The sequence below is a fragment of the Pseudomonas migulae genome, assembly GCF_024169315.1.
Taxonomy (GTDB): Bacteria; Pseudomonadota; Gammaproteobacteria; order Pseudomonadales; family Pseudomonadaceae; genus Aquipseudomonas; species Aquipseudomonas migulae_B.
The window spans coordinates 4,318,982-4,340,500 of record NZ_JALJWR010000001.1 but is presented as its reverse complement, the minus strand read 5'-3'; the positions used below and the strand labels follow the sequence as shown (position 1 = coordinate 4,340,500).

The following is a 21,519-nucleotide window of genomic DNA, read 5'->3' as shown; positions in this document are numbered from 1 at the left end:
GCCAAGCGCCCCTGACGTACGGTGGCTCGCCTGGGCTCGCCATTCCCTTGCTCCGGTCCTGCGCTCGGCCTTCCGACGGGGCAGATCAAGATCAAAAACCAAGGCGAGGCTGCCTGATAGCCGGCCTGTTTTCCGTCAAAGTCATCGGCGGCGAACACCAATCTCATGCCCACCAAAAATCCCCTGTGGGAGCGGCTTGCTCGCGAATGCGGATTGGCATTCAGCATTGATGTCGACTGACACGGCCTCATTCGCGAGCAAGCCCGCTCCCACATTTAATCGGGGGTTGCTCAAGAGGGGGGGAACGATCAAGTCAGCGAAGCGCGCCCGCTTGACGCCCAGGTCGGCCCGAAGGCCGCCTCGCGGTGCTGTGGCGGTGGTCGCCACCTCGAGAGGCCGAGTGGAGGTTCTGCGCAGTGGGCAACCCGGCCATGGATGGCCGAGGACGGCGGGCCCACGTAGCAGGACCGGAAGGAGGGCATGCCGAGCCTAGGCGAGGCACCGAACGAAAGGGGCAAAAGCGCTTGGTTACTTGGTGCTTCTCCAAGTGACCCGCCGTAAGGGCGGAACCAATAGCCGCCGTTACCGAAGAAATGGATATGTACACCAACCAAACAACCGCAACTACCTGAACACCACCCTCGCCTCAAGCCGCGCATCACGCTTCTCCAACATCAGCGACTGCACCAAAGCCCCATCACGCTCGACACGATCCAGCCACTGCAGCAACACCTTCGCATCACCACTGAGGGTCAAACGCAACAGATCGCTGTCAGCATCCATCTGACGCATTTCGAGCCCCGTCGCCGCCACGCTTTCGCTGATACGCAACGACAAAGGCTGGTCAGTGACAACCGCAACAGTACCTCGGGGTTGCGCCTGTTGCAGCTGCGCCGCCAAAGCCAATTGCTGTTGATACTGACGCTCGACAACTCCCAGCCGCTGACGGCTCGGTTGCCAGATCAGACTGAACCCCGCGACGACCAGCAAAAATACACCCACAGCCAAAAGCAACCGTTGCTCACGAATAGACAAACGTTGCCAGAACATTTTCATGTGTTGTCCTCCACAACCAATGTCGCCTGCACGCGATTGCCCTCTTTGCTCGCACTGTCGAGCCTGACCGGTACACCTTGCTGCCGCCCGCGTTCACGCAATTGCTCAAGCTCGGCAAAGCTGTTGGCGGTCAACTGGACTTTCCAGCCATCGCCTGCACGAAACTCCATACGCCTGACCTCAACATGACTCGCCCCGATCACCTGCTCGACCAGATCCACCAAACCGGTGATACGTGTCTTCTCCGGTTCGGCGGTCTGGCTCTGCAGCACCTTGAGTTGCGTCGCCAGGTCCACGATGCGGCTCTGGTCCGGGTAAAGCGCCTTGAAGCGCTGCTCGTTCTGGCTGTACAGCCGACGGGTTTCGCCCTCGATAAAATGGATTCGCGCAGCACTGGCGCCCCAGGTCAGCAGCAACAACATCAGTAACGCCAACCCTCCGACATGCCAGGGCAGACGTTTGCCGCGCGGGGCGAATGTTCCTTGCATAAGGTTGATGGCCCGGGAGTGGCGAAAGGTCAGGCACTGGTCGACATCGACCGCGTCGTGACGCTCATCGATCCACTGGATATCCAGGGGCAAGGCCGCTCTGAGCGAGGCCAGCCCCTCATCCGACACCGCCACGCGAGCCGGCATTCCGCCGCCGAGCAACCATCGATCGAACCACCGTACGACGATCGCCTGAGCCCCGGGCAACACGTCCGCATCGACAAAGACAGAACGGACGCCAACACCCGTTTCGGCCAGCAGCGCAAGCACTGCGGCAATTCGCTCTCGACCGATCACCATGACCGGATAACGCCCTTCCCGGTCGCGAGCACCAATGCCCAGGTGCAATTTCTCCAGCGCATCACTCAGTTGATCTTCGACGGCAAACGCGATGGCTTGTACGCCGGGCCGACGCCTGGAAGGCCACGGTTCGCTGCGGACCCAACTGCATAATTCCATGGGCAACAGCAGATCGACCGCTTGCCCGTTCAGTGCCTGCGCGGCTTGACTCATTGGCATAAGCTGGCGTTGGCCGGTCGAAGACCACAGGCAGCATGGCCAGTCGATCGACGGTTCGGCCAGGCCCTCGGCGGTCAGGTAAAGCCAGGTGTTCATCGCGGCATCTCATGGGTACTCGAAGGAAGAAGACGTCGTTGCAGGATCTTGAATTGGTGCGTCTCGGGGTCTCGCTCGACATCCGTGGCGAGCCGCAATCGGCTTTGGCCCTGAATGACCTGCACCGTGATCCGGAACCAGCGGCTGCCGGTTCCCAGCCCATGACTGCTCACGCCTGCGCCGGAGAGCAGCGGGTCTTGAGTGAAGGCCTGAACACTCGCCCATGCAGTCGCCGACCGCTGACGGAGCAACGCGTCAGCTGTCGTCGCCTCCACGCCATCGAGCATCCTCAATACCAGCGCCGGCGCAGTGTTGATGTTCAGCGCGGCGTCTGCGGGAAGCACCGCGACCCAGGGTTCCAGTTGACGCAACAGCTGGCCGTCGACACCGGGAAGCAGGCGCAACTGGCTCAGTTCCTGTAACGCGCCGACCTGACTCAATGGCAGCGGCGCAAGATCGAGCAGCTCGAGCAAGCGCTCCCAACGATCAAGGGTGACCTGATCTACCTGCCCCTGGGTCAACAATGAATTGAGATTGAATCGCCCGGCGAGGTCTTCGATATCGACGCGCAGTTGTGCGCCCTCAGTATCGAAGTCGGGGGTCATCCGCGCCCAGTCCTGGGTCAGATCGACGGTTTTTTGCGAAGCACGTGCGGCGTCCTGTAGCTGCAAAAGCGCCCAGGTTTCCCCGGCACCCGCGAGTTGCCGCAAGTGAATGTGATGCACCGCTTGCCCGCTGCTTTGCAACGACAGCCGATGACTGCGCAGCATGCCACTGGTAATCAACAACGCCAGGCTCATCACCAGCAACACACTGATCAGCGCGATGCCTCGTTGACGCCCGCTCATGGCAACGCGCCCGGCAACAGCAGCACCCGACGGATCGCCTCGAAGCGGCCTGCCGACAGTTGCAGCTCCATTGCCAGCGGCGCGTTCGCGTCTCGCCCGGACGGCCATTCGTTGCGCCATCCGGAGTGCCGATCAAACAAGCGCCAGCTCACGTCCCGCACCTCGTCGAGCAGTTTCTGCCGTTGCAGGATAGGCGTGCCTTCGCCCTGGCTTTCACGCCACAGCACACCGTTGTCGAGTCGGTACGTCAGTGTCTGTCGCTCGCTGCGGGGCTGGTCCAACGGATTGCGCCAGTGGCTGCGCTGCAATTGCAGCCCCGTTGGCTGGAGCACGACAGGCGCTTCGGTGGACTGCAGCAAGTCCCGCTCAATCATCGCCACCGCCCGTTGCAGGCGTCGAAACTCACGTTCGTGGGCCGTCGTGCCCTGCTGCGCGCGCACGACGCCATCGAACAAGCCCCAGCTGGCCAGGCCGAGCAACGCGAATATCGCCATGGCGATCACCAGCTCCAGCAACGTGAAACCGGATTGCCTATTCATGACGATCGGGTATCCAGCCACTGGCGCGGTGCAGGCTTTGCTCACGACCGGAAAGGCTGACGTCTACGTCGACCTTGAGCAGGCGCGGGTCAGTCGATGCGCCGATGTACTGGCGCAGCAGCCAGTCGCGGCGATCCATGTGCACCACGCGTTGCTGTTGGCCGAGGGTCAACCCGGGTTGCAAGCGCAGTTCATTCAAATGGTTATCGGCCAACCAGGTGGCGAAGAGTCGTTCCTCGACTGCGCTGGTCTGCTTCAGCACGTATTGGCTCGCCGACAGCACGGCCGCCGCCAGCGTCGAGAAGACCGCCAGGGCCACCATGATTTCCAGCAGCGTGAACCCACGCGTTCGTGCCCGTGACAGCGCCTTAACCATCAATCACTGCCTCACCCAGCCCATCGCTCGAAAGGCTCAGGAGCGTGCTGTCCCGGACAGAAAACGTCAGCGTGAAGGCGCTGGTCTCATCGCTGCTGAGCATCAGCAATTGCGGCGGTCCTTCATCGGCACCCAGCATCAGGGAATGCCCATCCTGCTCAAGGTGCAGCCGCAGGATTTCGGGCCACGTGTAAAACGCCGCCACCGGCTCCCAGCCTCGGGCATCGAGGCGCATCGCGCGGTAACCGCCGTCACTGAGTCGCAGGCCGTATTCCTCGCCATCCAGCACCGCCCGTTCACGCAGCTGTTGAATCAAGCCTGCCATTGCGTGCGCTTCGTGCCGCGCCTGACGCACCGGATTCGGCCCGACGACCAGACTCACCATGCACAGCAGCACGCCGATAACAACGATCACGATCATCAACTCGAGCAAGGTAAACCCGCGGCAACGTTGGCGCATGAATCACTCGCCCCGATTGCCGATATCGGCCGCATGCCCTTCGCCGCCCACCACGCCATCGGAGCCCAGGGAATACAAGTCATAGCTGCCGTCGATCGATTGCACACCGGGATTGAGAAACTGATAGGGCGTGCCCCACGGGTCCACCGGCAGGCTTTTCAGGTAACCCTGAGGGTTCCAGTTTCTCACCGCCGGCAGGCCCGAAGGACGTTTGCTCAAGGCTTCCAGCCCTTGTTGCGTCGAGGGGTAGTGGAAGTTGTCGAGGCGGTACATTTCCAGGGCGGTGGCGATGGCCTGGATATCGATTTTTGCCGCCGTGACTTTGGCCTGATCGGGCCGGCTCATGAACTGCGGCACCACGATGGCCCCCAGCACGCCGATGATCACGACCACCACCATGATTTCGATCAGGGTAAAACCGCGTTGCGCGCGGCGCGGGTTGCTGCGTAGAGGTTGCATGGATCAATTCACCAATTGGTTGAGGCTGAGTATCGGTAGAAGAATGGCCATGACGATCAGCAGCACGACGCCGCCCATCAGCACCAGCATGGCCGGTTCAAAGAGGCTCACGACCAGCGCGATGCGCGCCGCCAGGCTGTTTTCCTGCTGCTCGGCGGCCCGTACCAGCATGTGATCGAGTTCGCCCGCGCGCTCGCCGCTGGCGATCATGTGCAGCATCATCGGCGGGATGTCGCCGCTGAGTTCCAGGCCCCGGGTCAGGGTTCCGCCTTCACGTACGGAGCGGGCGACATCAACCATGCGCGCACGAATGGTCAGATTGCCGATGACAGCGGCAGCGATCTCCAGCGCGTCCACCAGCGGCACGGCACTTTTGCCGAGGATCGCCAGGGTGCTGGCAAACCGTGCCGCTTCCATCGCCCGCACCACCTCGCCAACTACCGGCAGCTTCAAGGCCAGACGATGCCAGCGCAGGCGCCAGAGCGGCTGACGCAGACTCCAGCGCCAGAGACCGAGCAACGTCGCCAGCACGCCCATCAATGCCAGGAAATGGTTGCGCAGACCGTCGCTCAACCCGATCAGCGCCTGGGTCAGCCAAGGCAACGGCTGGCCGCTGTCGACAAAGATTTTCACCACGTCCGGCACCACGTAACCCAGCAGGAAACCCACGATCGCCACGCTGGCCAGCATGAGGATCATCGGGTAGACCAAGGCCATCTGGATTTTCTGTCGCGAGGCCTGACGCGCCTGGGTGTAAGCCGCCAGTTGCTCGAGCACGTGCCCCAAGTGCCCGGAACGCTCACCGGCCGCGACGGTGGCGCGGAACAACTCGGGGAATGCCTTGGGAAACAGACCCAATGCGGTTGAAAGGGCATGACCTTCCATCACCCGGCTGCGGACCGCCGACAACAGGCCGGCAACCTTGCGTTTGGCACTCTGTTTGGTCACCGCTTCCAGCGCTTCTTCCAGGGGCAGACCCGCCTGAACAAGCGTGGATAACTGCAGCGTCAACAGCGCCAGTTCAGCCGCGCCCAGACGCCCGCTGCGCGGCTGCGCACCAGCGGCGCCTCCCGTGCTGACCTCATTCACGTCACGCGGCCACAAGCCGCGCTCGCGCATCAGTTGTCGGGCATGACGCGGACTGTCGGCTTCCAGTCGACCGTTACAGCGTCGGCCCTGCGCATCGTCAGCCCGGTAATCGAACGTCGGCACTCGCTAGTCCTCCTGGGTCACGCGCAGTAACTCGTCGAGGCTGGTCACGCCGTCGAGTACACGTTGCCGACCGTCCTGAAACAGGCTGCGGGAGACCTTGCGCGTCTCATCGATCAACGCCTGCTCACTGGCGCCTTGATGAATCAGCGCCGACACCGCCGGCGTGACGCTGATCAGTTCGTAGATCCCGATCCGCCCGCGATAACCGTGCTGGCACTGATCACAGCCCACGGCGCTGAACAGTTGCGGTGGCGCCGCCGCATCGAGCCCGAGACGCTGACACATGGCCGCATCGGCGCGGTGTGACACCTTGCAATGCGGACACAACGTACGCAGCAGGCGCTGGGCCAGAATGCCCACCAGCGACGACGCCAGCAGGTAGGCATCAACCCCCATGTCCACCAGCCGCGTCACCGCGCCCACGGCGCTGTTGGTGTGCAACGTCGAGAGCACCAGGTGCCCGGTCAGCGAGGCCTGGACAGCGATCTCCGCCGTTTCGCGATCACGGATTTCGCCGACCATCACCACGTCCGGGTCCTGACGCAGAATCGCCCGCAAGCCTCGGGCAAAGGTCATGTCGACTTTCGGATTGACCGGCATCTGCCCTACACCCGGCAGGTGATATTCGATGGGGTCTTCGACTGTGAGGATGTTGCGCGTCTGATCGTTCAGGCTGCTCAACGCGGCATACAGACTGGTGGTCTTGCCGGAACCGGTGGGCCCGGTGACCAGCAGAATGCCGTGGGGTTTTCCGAGCAACTGACGCAACGCCGCGAGGGTGTCGGAAGGCATGCCAAGTCGCTGCAACTCCAGGCGCCCGGCCTGTTTATCGAGCAGTCGCAGCACCACCCGTTCACCGTGTGCCGACGGCAACGTCGAGACCCGCACATCGACCTCATGCCCGGCCAGTCGCAGGGCCATTCGACCGTCCTGCGGAATACGTTTTTCAGCGATGTCCAGGCGCGCCATGACCTTGATCCGCGACACTAGCAGCGTCGCCAATTCACGCCGGGGCCTGAGCATTTCGCGTAATTGCCCGTCGACCCGCATGCGCACCGACAGAGCATGTTCAAAGGTTTCAAGGTGCACGTCCGAGGCCTGCTCGCGCACGGCTTCACTGAGCAGGGCATTGATCAGCCGGATGATTGGTGCGTCGCCCTGCTGTTCCAGTAAGTCAGCAGTTTGCGGAACCTGATCGACCAGGCTGAGCAGATCCAGTTCGTCATCCAGCCCTTGGGCCACCTGCTCCGCCGCACTCTGACCGTCACGGTAAGCGGCGGCCAGACGCGCGGCAAACGCATCGACATCGAGCACCCGGATGGGTAGATTCCGCCCGCACACCCGACGCGCTTCCGACAGGGCCGTCAGCGGCGTATCGGCTCGCAGCAAAAGGCTTGAATCGGGCCCCTCGCACTCCAGCAGAACGCCGAAACGCCGAGCGAAACCGAAGGGTAGCTGGTCGATTTTTTCGCTCATGGTGAAACCGGGGTCTGCTTGCGTAAATCAAACACCGGCGCATCGAGGGCCGGGTCGAACAACTGCCGCGATTCTGCCGGCAGCAACAACGAGTTGTTCCCCTGCGCGCCTTGCTGGCTCAACTGTCGCAGCGCGTTGTAACGCTGCTGGCTCACGTCGGCCAGATCCTCCTTGCTACGCACGATGGTGGGCCGCAAAAAGACCATCAGGTTGCTTTTGGTTTGCGTATCCCGGGTCCAGCGAAACAGCGCGCCCAGGTAAGGAATGTCGCGCAGCAGCGGCACGCCGCTTTGCTGGGTGCGAACGTTGTCGCGGATCAAACCGCCGATCACGATGATCTCGCCATCGTCGGCCAGGATGGTGCTCTTGAGGGCACGCTTGTTGGTGATCAGGTCGGAAGAATCGATGCCGGACACCGACGGCGCAATGTCCGACACTTCCTGTTCCACCTCCAGGCGCAACGTCGAACCTTCGTTGATGTACGGCTTGATTTTCAGGCTGATGCCGACGTCCTTGCGCTCGACCGTGGTAAACGGATTGTCCGCACCGCTGCTGTTGGTGGCGTAGGAGCCCGTCTTGAACGGCACGTTTTGACCGACGATGATTTCCGCTTCCTGATTGTCCAGGGTCAGCAGGCTCGGCGTGGAAAGCAGATTGCTGTGGGTGTTGCTGGCCAACGCCGAAATCAACGCGCCGAAACGGTCATTGCCCAGTTGCAGGAGCGCACCCTCCGGACCCGATTTTTTCTCGTCGAAGGTCAGCCCGCCGATGATCGGAATGTCGGTGCCGGGGAAGTTGATAAAGCCCTTCGCGTCGCCGCTGCTGATGCCCCACTGGACACCTACGGCTTCGGCAATGTCCCCGGAAATTTCGACGATGGCGGCATGGATCAGCACTTGGGCCCGGGGCTGGTCCAACTGGCGCACGATGTTTTCGATGGTACGGATTTGCGCCGGCTCGGCGATCAACACCAGCGCATTCTGACTCTCGTCGGCCTTGATCATGAATGTAGCGCTGGAGGCGTTTTCCTTCACACCGCCAAGGTTCGATGCCTGTTTCCGGACCTGCCCCATGGTTTCGAGCACTTCGGCCAATTGCTTGGCATCGCTGTGGCGCAGACGAATGACCCGGGCATTGTCGAGGGACGCGGTGGCGGGCGTGTCCAGGCCACGCGCCAGATCGAGCAAGCGCTGGCGAACCGCCGGCGGGCCGATAAAGATCAGGCGGTTGGTTCGGGCGTCGGCCAGCACCTGAATGGTCGTATCGGCGTTGCGCTTGCCCAGTGAGGATTCAAGCGTGGTGGCCACATCGGCGGCCTGGGCGTGACGCAGTTGCACCATGGCATGCAGGTTGTTCTGCCCCGAATCCAGCTGACGCACGACCTTGGCAATTCGACCTACATTGGCAGCCGTATCGGTGACGACCAGCGCATTGGCCGACACCGACGGGCCGACGTAGCCATTGACCGACACCAGGGGCCGGACCAACCCGGCGATATCGGTGGCGCTGCTGGTGTTCAGTTCGATGACCTGCGTGACGAACTGCGATGCCGTGGCGTTTTTTGCAGTGCCTTGGCCCGCTCGGGTTTTCGCTTCGGTGACTGGCGTGATCAGAATGCGGTCGCCCTCGTCGATCACCGTAAAGTTATGGGCATCGAGCACCGAGTAAAACAACCGGCGAACGCCCTCGCGGTCAAGGGCCTGGCGGGACATGACGGTGATGCGCCCGGAGACTCGGGGGTCGAGCACCACCGTGGTCCCGAGAATGGTCGAGATCTCTTCCACGATGTCGCGCAACTCGGCATTGTTCATCGCCAACTGCCATTTTTCTTCCTCGGCTCGCGACGTGTCAGGAAAGAACGCCATCGCCAAAGCGACCAGGAAAAGAAGGATGCGCAGGGTATTCGCGCCGATGAAGCTGTACATGGGTGTGATCACTCTGACTGCCCGGAAAGAGGGCGTAGAAAACGCGTGGAACTGGCGGGTGTCTGTGGGTTGGGTGACGAGTCGAGTTGACGCAGGAACCGCTCGGCAGATGTCTGCAACGTCAGCACCTCTTCTCGACCCTTGTTCCACAACACCGCTTGATTCACCTCGACGCGCCGCAGGACGCTACCACCCGGCAACTGATCGCCCACCTGGTAAACCCGCGAGCCCTGAGCGTCCGCCAGCAACGCTCTGGACAACCCTGTGTCGAGGACAAAACTGGCGTGCAAGGTCAACGGCTCGGCACTGGGCATCATCGTGGTTTCAGTCGCCAGACCGAGTACCGTAGCGACCGCGGTGGTATCGAGGGGCGCACGGGAAGGTGGCGTCGGCACGGTCGCGGTGAACGGTAAAGGCGAGGCAAGACTTGTGCGAAAGCCCCATTCCTGCCACGCCAAAAACGCGGCGTAGCCTACGGGTATCACCAGCAGGCAGAGCGTGCTCAGGCGCCTGTTCACTCGAATCGTTCACTTCGAACAAGGCTGCACAAGGACATTCGTCGCAGCACGCGGTGGCCGCACAGCTCATGGACAACGACCGCGCCGACATGCAGCACGATGAGCAACGAAAGGACCACACAGGCCCAAACGTGAATGATGAAGAAGCGGGAGATCAGCTCAGGATCGTTCAGTGGCTGAGCTATTTCGACCAGGCCGAACACGTCGATCGGACGATCCATCATCAACACGCCGGTGGCCAGCACGATACTGATGACGAGATAGATCAGGGTGTGCGCGAACAGCGCGAGTTTTTCCATGAAGCTAAAGGCCCTCACGCTGACATGCCGGGCATGAGAGACAAAAATGAACAAGCGCCAGACGAAAAACGGTATGAACACCGTGGTCAGCGACACATTGAGAAAAGCGACCCATTGAGCGAGCCGTGGGGACACGTCGACGCTGGCCACATAAAAACCGGAAATCAGGGTCCAGACGATGACTGCCGCCGATAACCAGTGCAGCCATACGCGTTGGGTGGAATAACCCAAAACCGTCATTTTTCAACTCGATTTTCAACAATAGGATGAACCTTCAGGCGATCCATTCGCGGATCGCCTGAAGGGTTACGGCGGTTTTAAAGCTTGTTCCACGCCATGTGCGAATGGTCACCGTAACCGGGTTCAAAACCAGTGGCGGTCGGGCTGTATTGCTTGCAATAGCCGGACTCGGGGAATGGCTTGCACTCGTAGACTGCGTTGTCCTTCGGCTGCAGCACTTTGGTGCCGGCGGTGTACTCGCTGAGGCCTTCGGGGAACACGAAGTCATGCTCGACGCCAGCGCCTTCACCGGTCATGTTGGTGGCCTGGGTGTCCTGGCGAGTGGTACGGCCGTCGAGGGTGGTACCGACCAGTGTCAGCGTGTGTTTACCGGGATTGCTGCGAACATCCATGGTCAGCCAGGTCGGGCCGCTGTCCACCTGCTTCGCCACTGTGCCGACCGGCTTGTTGTTCTCATCGAACAAGGTCGCTTCAACGTTCATTTTGCGATTGGAGATCATGCTGAAATCGACCTTGGCCAGGCCTTTTTCCAGCACGTATTCAGCTTGCTGAGAGGCCACCGACATGCGAGCTGCGGTGTCTTCCTTCATCTCCAGCTGAACTTCGAAACGGGTCACGCCGCTTTCTTTTTGCGCGTACAGGGAATTGTTACCCCGGACCGGTTCGATGTTGCCGCTCTCATCACGAATACCCGCGCGGATGAGTGTGTGAGTGGCGTTGATCTTTTCTGCCAGTTTGAACGCCCAGTTATTCGGCGAGCCGTCTTCGGCAGTGTCGATGCTGATTTCAACGTCGTAAGCCGGGCTGACTCCGTTGGCCGAGAATGCACGGGCCTTGACCTTGTCGCCGACCAGCAATTGCGCCGACGGTGCGATACCGCCAACGGAAGACCAGCCACCGGGCAACTCTGCTTCGGCAATGATGTTCACATCGGTCGCGTTGTAAAACGCCGCGTCGGTATCTCCGACCGTCCAGATCGCCAGGACCACATGCTGGCCGGATTTGTCTGACGGGATGGTGCAGTTGTGCTTGTCACCCGATACAGGCCTCTGATTACCGCCATCAATGGTGCAGAACGGAGTGCTTTCGAAGGTAGCGCGTTTCAGTGACTCGTTCGGATTCCAGCCGTTGCGACTGATGAAGTACTCATGTTTGGTCGCCGGATGAACCGCGGTGTAGCGCCATTGGAAATCGATGTTGCGATCCTTGATTTCCGTCAGGTGCCAACGGGTGGCGGACTGGGCATCCAGAGCGGAGAACGATGGATGACCGCCACTCGCAATTTTGCCGTCGATCGGCCCCTGCAACGGAGCACCGCCAATACCGGCGGGAAAGCCTTTGAACGTTTCGCCAACACTTTGAGGTTCGTATTGCGCGCCGCCACAGTTGGTGTTCATGCCTTTCTGGCACAGCAATGCCCGCGAAGGTGGCACTTCAAGATAGCCATGGGCCGAAACAGTTTGAGACGCCAGCATTGCCGATAACAGGATCATTGGAGAGGCGCATGCAGTGAATGCACCTCCCTTGTAGAAGGTTTTTTTCATGGGTGTGTTCCAGACTACTTATCGAAAATTAAGGCGCCTTTTCGGGCGCCGCTGTTTCTGATTCCGTTCGGTGTGGGGGCACCGAACGAAGGTCTGAAACCTTACCGGGATGAACGCGACTTCTATGTAGGACAAGTCTTCGCTTACATGAGGATTGATCTCTCTCTTCACTGATCTGACAAAGAGAGAAGCCATTCCTACAAGAAGAAACGAATGAGGCTGTCATACGTTTTTCAGGCAAAAAAAAGCCTGTCCGGCGTTGACCGGACAGGCTTGATGGAACCTGGAAATGACTACTCGTGATACTGCGCCGACAACTCATGCACCGCGCGCAGGAACGCACCCGCATGTTCCGGATCGACTTCCGGCGTAATGCCATGACCGAGGTTGAACACGTGACCGCTGCCCTTGCCATAGCTGGCGAGGATGCGGCCCACTTCGGTGCGAATGGCTTCCGGTTTTGCGTAGAGCACTGTCGGGTCCATGTTGCCTTGCAACGCGACTTTGTTGCCGACGCGATCACGGGCGTTGCCGATGTCGCAGGTCCAGTCCAGACCCAGGGCATCAGCGCCAGCGTCGGCGATACTTTCCAGCCACAGGCCGCCGTTCTTGGTGAACAGGATGACCGGAACCTTGCGGCCTTCGTGTTCGCGGATCAGGCCGCTGACGATTTTGCGCATGTAGGCCAGGGAGAACTCCTGATACGCCGCCGCCGAGAGGTTGCCGCCCCAGGTGTCGAAGATCTGCACCGCTTGCGCGCCGGCCATGATCTGGCCGTTGAGATAGCTGGTGACCGATTGCGCGAGCTTGTCCAGCAGCAGGTGCATGGCTTGCGGATTGTCGTAGAGCATGGCTTTGGTCTTGCGGAAGTCTTTGGACGAACCGCCTTCAACCATGTAGGTGGCCAGCGTCCAGGGGCTGCCGGAAAAGCCGATCAGCGGTACGCGGCCGTTCAGTTCGCGGCGAATGGTGCTGACCGCATCCATCACGTAGCCGAGGTCTTTGTGCGGATCTGGAATCGGCAGGGCTTCGATGTCGGCCATCGTGCTGACGACCTTCCTGAAGCGCGGGCCTTCACCGGTTTCGAAGTACAGACCCTGGCCCATGGCGTCCGGAATGGTGAGGATGTCGGAGAACAGGATCGCCGCGTCCAGCTGCGGATAGCGATCGAGCGGCTGCATCGTGACCTCGCAAGCGAACGCCGGGTTCATGCACAGGCTCATGAAGTCGCCGGCCTTGGCACGGCTGGCACGGTATTCCGGCAGGTAGCGACCGGCCTGACGCATCATCCAGACAGGCGTGACGTCTACGGGTTGCTTGAGCAGGGCGCGAAGGAAACGGTCGTTCTTCAGGGCAGTCATGTCGGCATCCGGAAAAAAAGTGCGGGCATTTTCTCAGAGCTCGACGCAAAAGGCACGGTTGCAGGTCAGCCTTTTGTCTATCGGGTCAATTTGTCGCGGTGGAATGCGGTGTTTGGCAACACCCTGAAACCAATGTGGGAGCGGGCTTGCTCGCGAAAGCGGTGTGTCAGGCAACATCAATGCTGACTGACACTCCCTCTTCGCGAGCAAGCCCGCTCCCACATTTTGACCGCATTCCAGTTATGGAAAGTGATCAGACGCCCAGGTAATCCAGGATCCCTTCGGCGGCATTGCGGCCTTCGAAGATCGCCGTCACCACCAGGTCAGAACCACGAACCATGTCGCCACCGGCGAAGATTTTCGGGTTGCTGGTCTGGTGCTTGTACTGACCTTGTTCCGGCGCCACAACGCGGCCCTGGCTGTCGGTCTGGATGCTGAACTGCTCGAACCACGGCGCCGGGCTTGGGCGGAAACCGAAAGCGATGACCACGGCGTCGGCCGGGATGATCTCTTCGGAGCCCGGGATCGGCTCGGGGCTGCGGCGGCCACGGGCGTCCGGTTCGCCAAGACGGGTCTCGACCACCTTCACACCTTCGACCTTGTCTTCACCAACGATGGCGATCGGCTGGCGGTTGTAGAGGAATTTCACGCCTTCTTCCTTGGCGTTCTTCACCTCTTTGCGCGAGCCCGGCATGTTCGCTTCGTCACGACGATAGGCACAGGTCACCGACTTGGCGCCCTGGCGGATCGACGTACGGTTGCAGTCCATCGCCGTGTCGCCGCCACCCAGTACCACGACCTTCTTGCCTTTCATGTCGACGAAATCTTCCGGCGACTTTTCAAAGCCCAGGTTACGGTTGACGTTAGCGATCAGGAAGTCGAGCGCGTCATGCACACCCGGCAAATCTTCACCGGCAAAGCCGCCCTTCATGTAGGTGTAGGTGCCCATGCCCATGAACACGGCATCGTATTCTTCAAGCAGTTGCTCGACGGACACGTCCTTGCCCACTTCGGTGTTCAGGCGGAACTCGATGCCCATGCCGGTGAAGACTTCGCGGCGATTGCTCAGCACGGTCTTTTCCAGCTTGAACTCGGGGATGCCGAAGGTCAGCAGACCACCGATTTCCGGGTTCTTGTCGAACACCACCGGCGTCACGCCGCCACGCACCAGCACGTCGGCACAACCGAGGCCCGCAGGGCCCGCGCCGATGATCGCGACACGCTTGCCGGTCGGCTTGACCTTGGACATGTCCGGGCGCCAGCCCATGGCGAACGCGGTGTCGGTGATGTACTTCTCGACCGAACCGATGGTCACCGCGCCGAAGCCGTCGTTGAGGGTGCAGGCACCCTCGCACAGACGATCCTGCGGGCACACCCGGCCGCACACTTCCGGCAGGGTGTTGGTCTGGTGCGACAGCTCGGCAGCTTGAAGGATGTTGCCTTCAGCCACCAGTTTCAGCCAGTTTGGAATGAAGTTGTGCACCGGGCACTTCCATTCGCAATACGGGTTACCGCAACCCAGGCAGCGGTGGGCCTGATCGGCCGAATGCTGGGGTTTGAAGGGTTCGTAGATTTCCACGAACTCTTTCTTGCGTTGACGCAACAGTTTCTTCTTCGGATCTTTGCGCCCGACGTCGATGAACTGGAAGTCGTTATTCAGACGTTCAGCCATTGTTAAAACCTCATCAAACTCTTCAGGCGCATATCACTGCGGGTTGGCACGGGTGCTGGAAAGCAACGTTTTCAAGCTGGCAGCCTTTGGCTTGACCAACCAGAAACGGCGCAGGTAGTCATCGAGGTTTTCCGCGAGTTCACGACCCCACTCGCTGTCGGTTTCCTCGACGTACTCATTCAGCACGCGTTGCAGGTGGCTACGGTAGGCTTCCATCGCTTCGCCGCTGATCCGCTGGATTTCCACCAGTTCGTGGTTGACCCGGTCAACGAAGGTGTTGTCCTGGTCGAGCACGTAGGCGAAACCGCCGGTCATGCCTGAGCCGAAGTTGTAACCGGTCTTGCCCAGCACGCAGACGAAACCACCGGTCATGTATTCGCAGCAGTGATCGCCAGTGCCTTCAACGACGGTGTGAGCACCGGAGTTACGCACCGCGAAACGTTCGCCCGCGGTGCCGGCAGCAAACAGCTTGCCGCCGGTGGCGCCGTACAGGCAGGTGTTGCCGATGATGGCACTGTCCTGAGTCTTGTAGGCGCTGCCCTTCGGCGGAACGATGACCAGCTTGCCGCCGGTCATGCCTTTGCCGACGTAATCGTTGGCGTCGCCTTCCAGGTACATGTTCAGGCCGCCGGCGTTCCACACGCCGAAGCTCTGACCGGCCGTCCCTTTGAAGCGGAAGGTGATCGGCGCGTTCGCCATGCCTTGGTTGCCGTGTTTGCGGGCAATTTCACCGGAGATCCGTGCGCCGATCGAACGGTCGCAGTTGCAGATATCCAGGGCGAAATCGGCGCCACTCATGTCGTTGATGGCCGAGGTAGCCATGTCGATCATTTTCTCGGCCAGCAAGCCTTTGTCGAACGGCGGGTTGCGGTCGACCTGGCAGAACTGTGGTTTGTCCGCCGGGATGTGATCGCTGCCGAGCAACGGCGTCAGGTCGAGGTGGTTCTGCTTGGCAGTCTGGCCTTCGAGGATTTCCAGCAGATCGGTGCGACCGATCAGCTCCTCGAGGGAGCGCACGCCCAGCTTGGCCAGCCACTCACGGGTTTCTTCGGCGACGTAGGTGAAGAAGTTCACCACCATGTCGACCGTACCGATGTAGTGGTCCTTACGCAGCTTCTCGTTCTGAGTCGCGACGCCGGTGGCGCAGTTGTTCAGGTGGCAGATGCGCAGGTATTTGCAGCCCAGGGCGATCATTGGCGCGGTGCCGAAACCGAAGCTTTCAGCGCCGAGAATGGCCGCCTTGATCACGTCGAGGCCGGTTTTCAGCCCGCCGTCGGTCTGCACCCGGACTTTGCCGCGCAGGTCATTGCCGCGCAGGGTCTGGTGGGTTTCGGCCAGGCCGAGTTCCCACGGCGCGCCCGCGTATTTGATCGAAGTCAGCGGCGAGGCACCGGTGCCACCGTCGTAACCGGAGATGGTGATCAAGTCCGCGTAGGCCTTGGCCACACCGGCGGCGATGGTGCCGACGCCCGCTTCTGCCACCAGCTTCACCGAGACCAGGGCCTTCGGGTTGACCTGTTTCAGGTCGAAAATCAGCTGCGACAAGTCTTCGATCGAATAGATGTCATGGTGCGGCGGCGGCGAAATCAGGGTCACGCCTGGCACTGCGTAACGCAGCTTGGCGATCAGGCCGTTAACCTTGCCGCCTGGCAGTTGACCACCTTCGCCGGGCTTGGCGCCCTGAGCGACCTTGATCTGCAGCACTTCAGCGTTGACCAGGTATTCCGGGGTCACGCCGAAACGGCCAGTCGCGACCTGCTTGATTTTCGAGCTCTTGATGGTGCCGTAACGCGCCGGGTCTTCGCCGCCTTCGCCGGAGTTGGAACGCGCACCGAGGCGGTTCATGGCTTCGGCCAGGGCTTCGTGAGCTTCCGGCGACAACGCGCCCAACGAGATGCCGGCGGAGTCGAAGCGCTTGAGCACCGATTCCAGCGGTTCGATCTCGCTGATGTCCAGCGGCGTGTCCAACGTCTTCACTTTGAACAAGTCGCGGATCATCGACACCGGACGGTTGTCCACCAGCGCCGTGTATTCCTTGAACTTGCTGTAGTCGCCCTGCTGCACAGCGGCCTGCAGGGTGTTGACCACGTCCGGGTTGTACGCGTGATATTCGCCACCGTGGACGAACTTCAGCAGACCGCCCTGCTGGATCGGCTTGCGCGGGCTCCAGGCTTCGGCGGCGAGGGCTTTCTGCTCGGCTTCGATGTCGACGAAACGCGCACCCTTGATGCGGCTCGGAACGCCACGGAAGCTCAGGTCGCAGACTTCTTCGGACAAGCCGATGGCTTCGAACAGCTGCGCACCACGGTACGAAGCGATGGTCGAAATCCCCATCTTCGACAGGATTTTCAGCAGGCCTTTGGTGATGCCTTTGCGGTAGTTCTTGAATACCTCGTAGAGGTCGCCCAGCACTTCACCGGTGCGGATCAGGTCACCCAGCACTTCGTAGGCCAGGAACGGATAGACCGCCGAGGCGCCGAAACCGATCAACACCGCAAAGTGATGCGGGTCGCGAGCGGTGGCGGTTTCCACGAGGATGTTGGAGTCGCAACGCAGGCCTTTTTCGGTCAGGCGGTGGTGTACCGCGCCAGTGGCCAGGGAAGCGTGGATCGGCAACTTGCCCGGGGCAATGTGACGGTCACTCAGGACGATCTGGGTGCGACCGGCGCGAACGGCTTCTTCAGCCTGATCGGCGACGTTGCGCACCGCGGCTTCGAGGCCGACGCTCTCGTCGTAATTGAGGTCGATGATCGCGCGCTCGAACCCCGGACGATCGAGGTTCATCAGCGAGCGCCACTTGGCCGGGGAAATGACCGGCGAGCTGAGGATCACGCGCGAAGCGTGTTCCGGCGACTCCTGGAAGATGTTGCGCTCGGCACCGAGGCAGATCTCCAGCGACATGACGATGGCTTCACGCAGCGGGTCGATCGGCGGGTTGGTGACCTGCGCGAACTGCTGACGGAAATAGTCGTACGGCGTACGCACGCGCTGGGACAGCACGGCCATCGGCGTATCGTCGCCCATCGAGCCCACGGCTTCGTAGCCTTGCTCGCCGAGCGGACGCAGTACCTGGTCGCGCTCTTCGAACGTGACCTGGTACATCTTCATGTACTGCTTGAGCTGGTCCACGTCATAGAAAGCCGAACCGTGGTCGTTGTCTTCCATGGTCGCCTGGATGCGCAGGGCATTCTTGCGCAGCCATTGCTTGTACGGATGACGGGACTTCAGACGGTTGTCGATGGCGTCGGTGTCGAGGATCTGGCCGGTTTCAGTGTCCACGGCAAAGATCTGGCCCGGGCCCACGCGGCCCTTGGCGATCACGTCTTCAGGCTGGTAGTTCCAGACACCGATTTCCGACGCCAGGGTGATGAAACCATTTTTGGTGGTGACCCAACGCGCCGGGCGCAGACCGTTACGGTCGAGCAGGCACACCGCGTAGCGACCGTCGGTCATTACCACGCCGGCCGGGCCGTCCCACGGTTCCATATGCATCGAGTTGTATTCGTAGAACGCACGCAGGTCCGGGTCCATGGTTTCGACGTTCTGCCACGCAGGCGGAATGATCATCCGCACGCCACGGAACAGGTCGATGCCACCGGTGACCATCAGCTCGAGCATGTTGTCCATGCTCGAGGAGTCGGAACCGACACGGTTGACCAGCGGACCGAGCTCTTCCAGATCCATCAGATCGTTGGTGAACTTGGTGCGACGGGCCTGGGCCCAGTTTCGGTTGCCGGTGATGGTGTTGATCTCGCCGTTGTGGGCGAGGAAGCGGAACGGCTGCGCCAGCGGCCATTTCGGCAGGGTGTTGGTGGAGAAGCGCTGGTGGAACACGCAAATCGAGGTTTGCAGGCGCTGGTCGCTGAGGTCTGGATAGAAGGCGGTCAAATCCGCCGGCATCATCAGGCCTTTATAAATGATGGTCTTGTGGGAAAAGCTGCAGATGTAGTGATCGACGTCGGCGGCGTTGGCCACGGACGAACGACGACGGGCGCTGAACAGCTTGATCGCCATGTCCTGGTCGCTCAGGCCTTCGCCACCGATGTAGACCTGCTCGATCTGCGGCAGACGCTCGAGGGCCAGCCGGCCGAGGACACTGGTGTCGATCGGCACTTTGCGCCAGCCGACCAGGGTCAGGCCTTCAGCCAGGACCTCGCGGTTCATGTTCTCGCGAGCGGCCTCGGCTTTGACCGGGTCCTGATTGAAGAAGACCATGCCCACTGCATATTGCTTGGGCAGTTCGACGCCGAAGGTTTCCTGGGCGATGGCACGCAGGAACACATCCGGCTTTTGAATCAGCAGACCGCAACCGTCACCGGTCTTGCCGTCGGCGTTGATCCCACCGCGGTGGGTCATGCAGGTCAGGGCCTCGATGGCCGTTTGCAAAAGGGTATGACTGGGTTCGCCCTGCATATGCGCTATCAGGCCGAAACCGCAGTTATCCTTGAATTCATCTGGTTGGTACAGACCTGCTTTCATAGACACTTTCTCACCAGGCTGCCTCTTATCGAGGCAAATTTCTTTTCAATTCAACCACTTGCATTCCACGCCGAACGTACGCCGGCTTAGCGGGGGCAAAAGGGTGGTCATTGTACACAGCGACACAGACGCTCACAAATTTGACGACGAACTGTCGCAAATCTATGTCGCATTTGTGAAAGGTTTAAAGCGATCTGCTGTGCTAGTCAAAACTTTTTTAATTTTGACCGCAACGACTCAAAGACTACTGTAACGCAGACACCACAAGGCACGCGGTCTGTAGAGACGGCATGCGCTTGTAGAAATTTTGAGGTGCTTGGAGAGGCGGCCTGGGTAAGGCCGCCGAATCTTCAGCGAGTTGTAGCCAGTTCCTGTTGGACGCTGGCGACAGTGCGAGGCCAAGGTTTACCAGCCTGAACCTTCGCTGGCAAGGCCTTGATAGCAGTAACGGCTGCATCGCGGTTGGCGAAGTTACCGTAGGTAATGACGTAAAGCGGCTTGCCGTTGAGGACTTTCTTGAAATAACGGTACTCGCCGCCCTGCTCCTTGACGAAGTTTTGCGCGGCCGCTTCGGAGCTGGTGCCGAGGATCTGCACTACGTAATTGCTCGTAGGTTGTCCGGCATACCAGGTGCCGCCGGCAGCCTTCGCCGCGGTGGCTGGCTTCTCGGCAGGCTTGGCGGTAGCGACCGCGGCTGGCTTGGCTGGCGCTGGCGCCGGCTTCACCGCAGGCGTGGTCGGGACCGGCTTGGCTGTCGCGACCTGAGTCGGCGCAGGCGTCGGCTTGGCAGCTGGCGTCGGCGCAGGACCGGCCGGAACGCCCGCAGGAGGCGCGGTAGTGGTCACGGTCGGCGGCGTATCGCTGGAGCCTTCGACCGGCACACCGTCGTCGCCTTCGGTAATGCCACCGGCCGCTTCGGCCAGCGGACCGCGCATGACCGGTTGCGAGTTGCCGACCAGCGGCAATGGCATCGGTTGCGAATTACCGGCGAATTCGACGGCGGGTGCGCCGCCGCTGTTGGGTTGTGGCGTGCCCTGGCCAAGCGGCAGTTGTGCCTGTTCGTTGGCAGGTGCGCCGGTGGTCGGTGCTTTGCTGCGACCCGGCATCAACCAGGCGGCGGCTACCGCGACCACGACAACGGCGGAAATCGCCAATACGTGTTTCTTCGGCATGTTGAACCCCATACTTGGACGCTTGACCGCAGAGCGGCTGGCAATCATGGCTTCGATCATTGCATCGCGGGCAACCTGGTTGATATTGCCAGGCCAGCCGTCGGAGCTTTCGTGAATATCAGAGATCTGATCTGCGGTAAAAAGTTCGATACCGCGACCTGCGCCTTCCAGCCGCTGATCCAGATATTCGCGGGTTTCTTCTTCGGTGTAAGGCTGCAGTTCGATGACGTGGAAGCGCTCTTCTTCGAGGTTCAACGCCTCGAGTTGCGCGATCAGCGAGGACTCGCCGAACAGGAACACATGCGGACGACCTTCCGGTGCACCTGCGGCCAGTTCCATCAAGGCTTCCAGTGCGGACTCGTCAAGCTGCTCGGCGTCGTCCACCAGCAAATAGACTTCCTGCCCGGTCAGCGCGAGCTGCACGACCTGAGCCAGGATCGGGCCGATCTCTGCTTGAGCGACGTTCAACGCCTGGGCCACCTGACGCAGCACGCCCGCCGCATCGCCGGCGCCACGGGCGGAAACCACCACGCTCTGGACGGACTGTTTGTTGGTACTGGCCACCAACGCCTGACGCAACAGCGTTTTACCACTGCCTTGCGGACCGGTAACCACCAGCAACAACTGGCTGTAGCGAGCCAGGTGATGCAATTGCCCCAGCACCGGTTTGCGCTGGGCCGGGAAGAATTTGAAGCCCGGCACCCGTGGAGCAAAAGGGTCATGGCTTAACTGGTAATGGCCGAGGAAAGCCTCGTCGGCGTGCAAACTAGTCATCGGAAT

17 protein-coding genes are annotated in these 21,519 nt (G+C 60.9%); all 17 read right to left on the bottom strand.

The genetic code is table 11. The annotated features are described in order from the left end of the window. Nucleotides 1–624: 624 nt before the first annotated feature. Nucleotides 625–1,056: a type II secretion system protein GspM gene (gene gspM, locus J2Y86_RS20005; protein WP_253435288.1), complete on the bottom strand. Its 432-nt coding sequence runs from the start codon at nucleotides 1,054–1,056 to the stop codon at nucleotides 625–627. Further along, complete coding sequence (gene gspL / locus J2Y86_RS20000; protein WP_253435286.1) at nucleotides 1,053–2,159, bottom strand: type II secretion system protein GspL; 1,107 nt, start codon at nucleotides 2,157–2,159, stop codon at nucleotides 1,053–1,055. Before gspL ends, gspM begins: the two co-directional genes overlap by 4 nt. Next, nucleotides 2,156–3,007, bottom strand: coding sequence for a type II secretion system protein GspK (locus J2Y86_RS19995; protein WP_253435283.1), 852 nt, complete (start codon nucleotides 3,005–3,007; stop codon nucleotides 2,156–2,158). The genes gspL and J2Y86_RS19995 overlap by 4 nt, the downstream gene beginning before the upstream one ends. Further along, entirely contained in the window at nucleotides 3,004–3,546 is a 543-nt protein-coding gene (locus tag J2Y86_RS19990) for a type II secretion system protein GspJ (protein WP_253435281.1), read from the bottom strand. Before J2Y86_RS19990 ends, J2Y86_RS19995 begins: the two co-directional genes overlap by 4 nt. Beyond that, nucleotides 3,539–3,922: a type II secretion system minor pseudopilin GspI gene (gspI, locus tag J2Y86_RS19985; protein ID WP_253435279.1), complete on the bottom strand. Its 384-nt coding sequence runs from the start codon at nucleotides 3,920–3,922 to the stop codon at nucleotides 3,539–3,541. The genes J2Y86_RS19990 and gspI overlap by 8 nt, the downstream gene beginning before the upstream one ends. Next, a complete protein-coding gene (gene gspH, locus J2Y86_RS19980; RefSeq protein WP_253435277.1) occupies nucleotides 3,915–4,382 on the bottom strand; it encodes a type II secretion system minor pseudopilin GspH in 468 nt (155 codons plus the stop codon). The genes gspI and gspH overlap by 8 nt, the downstream gene beginning before the upstream one ends. Nucleotides 4,383–4,385: 3 nt before the next feature. Further along, nucleotides 4,386–4,841, bottom strand: coding sequence for a type II secretion system major pseudopilin GspG (gspG, locus tag J2Y86_RS19975; protein WP_253435275.1), 456 nt, complete (start codon nucleotides 4,839–4,841; stop codon nucleotides 4,386–4,388). Between the two features lie 3 nt (nucleotides 4,842–4,844). Next, nucleotides 4,845–6,053, bottom strand: coding sequence for a type II secretion system inner membrane protein GspF (gspF, locus tag J2Y86_RS19970; protein WP_253435272.1), 1,209 nt, complete (start codon nucleotides 6,051–6,053; stop codon nucleotides 4,845–4,847). A gap of 3 nt (nucleotides 6,054–6,056) precedes the next feature. Next, nucleotides 6,057–7,529: a type II secretion system ATPase GspE gene (gene gspE / locus J2Y86_RS19965; RefSeq protein ID WP_253435270.1), complete on the bottom strand. Its 1,473-nt coding sequence runs from the start codon at nucleotides 7,527–7,529 to the stop codon at nucleotides 6,057–6,059. Beyond that, complete coding sequence (gspD, locus tag J2Y86_RS19960) at nucleotides 7,526–9,454, bottom strand: type II secretion system secretin GspD (protein ID WP_253435268.1); 1,929 nt, start codon at nucleotides 9,452–9,454, stop codon at nucleotides 7,526–7,528. The genes gspE and gspD overlap by 4 nt, the downstream gene beginning before the upstream one ends. An 8-nt stretch (nucleotides 9,455–9,462) precedes the next feature. Continuing rightward, nucleotides 9,463–9,972, bottom strand: a complete 510-nt coding sequence (locus tag J2Y86_RS19955; protein WP_253435265.1) for a type II secretion system protein N — start codon at nucleotides 9,970–9,972, stop codon at nucleotides 9,463–9,465. Next, nucleotides 9,969–10,511 (bottom strand): cytochrome b, encoded by a 543-nt coding sequence (locus tag J2Y86_RS19950; RefSeq protein ID WP_253435263.1) that lies wholly within the window; start codon nucleotides 10,509–10,511, stop codon nucleotides 9,969–9,971. The genes J2Y86_RS19955 and J2Y86_RS19950 overlap by 4 nt, the downstream gene beginning before the upstream one ends. Nucleotides 10,512–10,588: 77 nt before the next feature. Beyond that, nucleotides 10,589–12,055 carry an N-acetylglucosamine-binding protein GbpA gene (gene gbpA, locus J2Y86_RS19945; RefSeq protein ID WP_253435261.1) on the bottom strand — a complete coding sequence of 489 codons (1,467 nt, stop codon included), beginning with the start codon at nucleotides 12,053–12,055 and terminating at the stop codon, nucleotides 10,589–10,591. A 293-nt stretch (nucleotides 12,056–12,348) separates the two neighbouring features. Next, nucleotides 12,349–13,416: a uroporphyrinogen decarboxylase gene (gene hemE / locus J2Y86_RS19940; protein WP_253435258.1), complete on the bottom strand. Its 1,068-nt coding sequence runs from the start codon at nucleotides 13,414–13,416 to the stop codon at nucleotides 12,349–12,351. 253 nt (nucleotides 13,417–13,669) lie between these two features. Continuing rightward, nucleotides 13,670–15,088 (bottom strand): FAD-dependent oxidoreductase, encoded by a 1,419-nt coding sequence (locus tag J2Y86_RS19935; RefSeq protein ID WP_084323148.1) that lies wholly within the window; start codon nucleotides 15,086–15,088, stop codon nucleotides 13,670–13,672. Nucleotides 15,089–15,121: 33 nt separating this feature from the next. Next, on the bottom strand, nucleotides 15,122–19,567 hold the full coding sequence (gene gltB, locus J2Y86_RS19930; protein WP_253435255.1) for a glutamate synthase large subunit: 4,446 nt from the start codon (nucleotides 19,565–19,567) through the stop codon (nucleotides 15,122–15,124). Nucleotides 19,568–19,917: 350 nt separating this feature from the next. Beyond that, the gene (locus J2Y86_RS19925) at nucleotides 19,918–21,513 is read right to left on the bottom strand and encodes an AAA family ATPase (protein WP_253435252.1); all 1,596 of its coding nucleotides are present in this window, start codon (nucleotides 21,511–21,513) and stop codon (nucleotides 19,918–19,920) included. Nucleotides 21,514–21,519 lie beyond the last annotated feature (6 nt).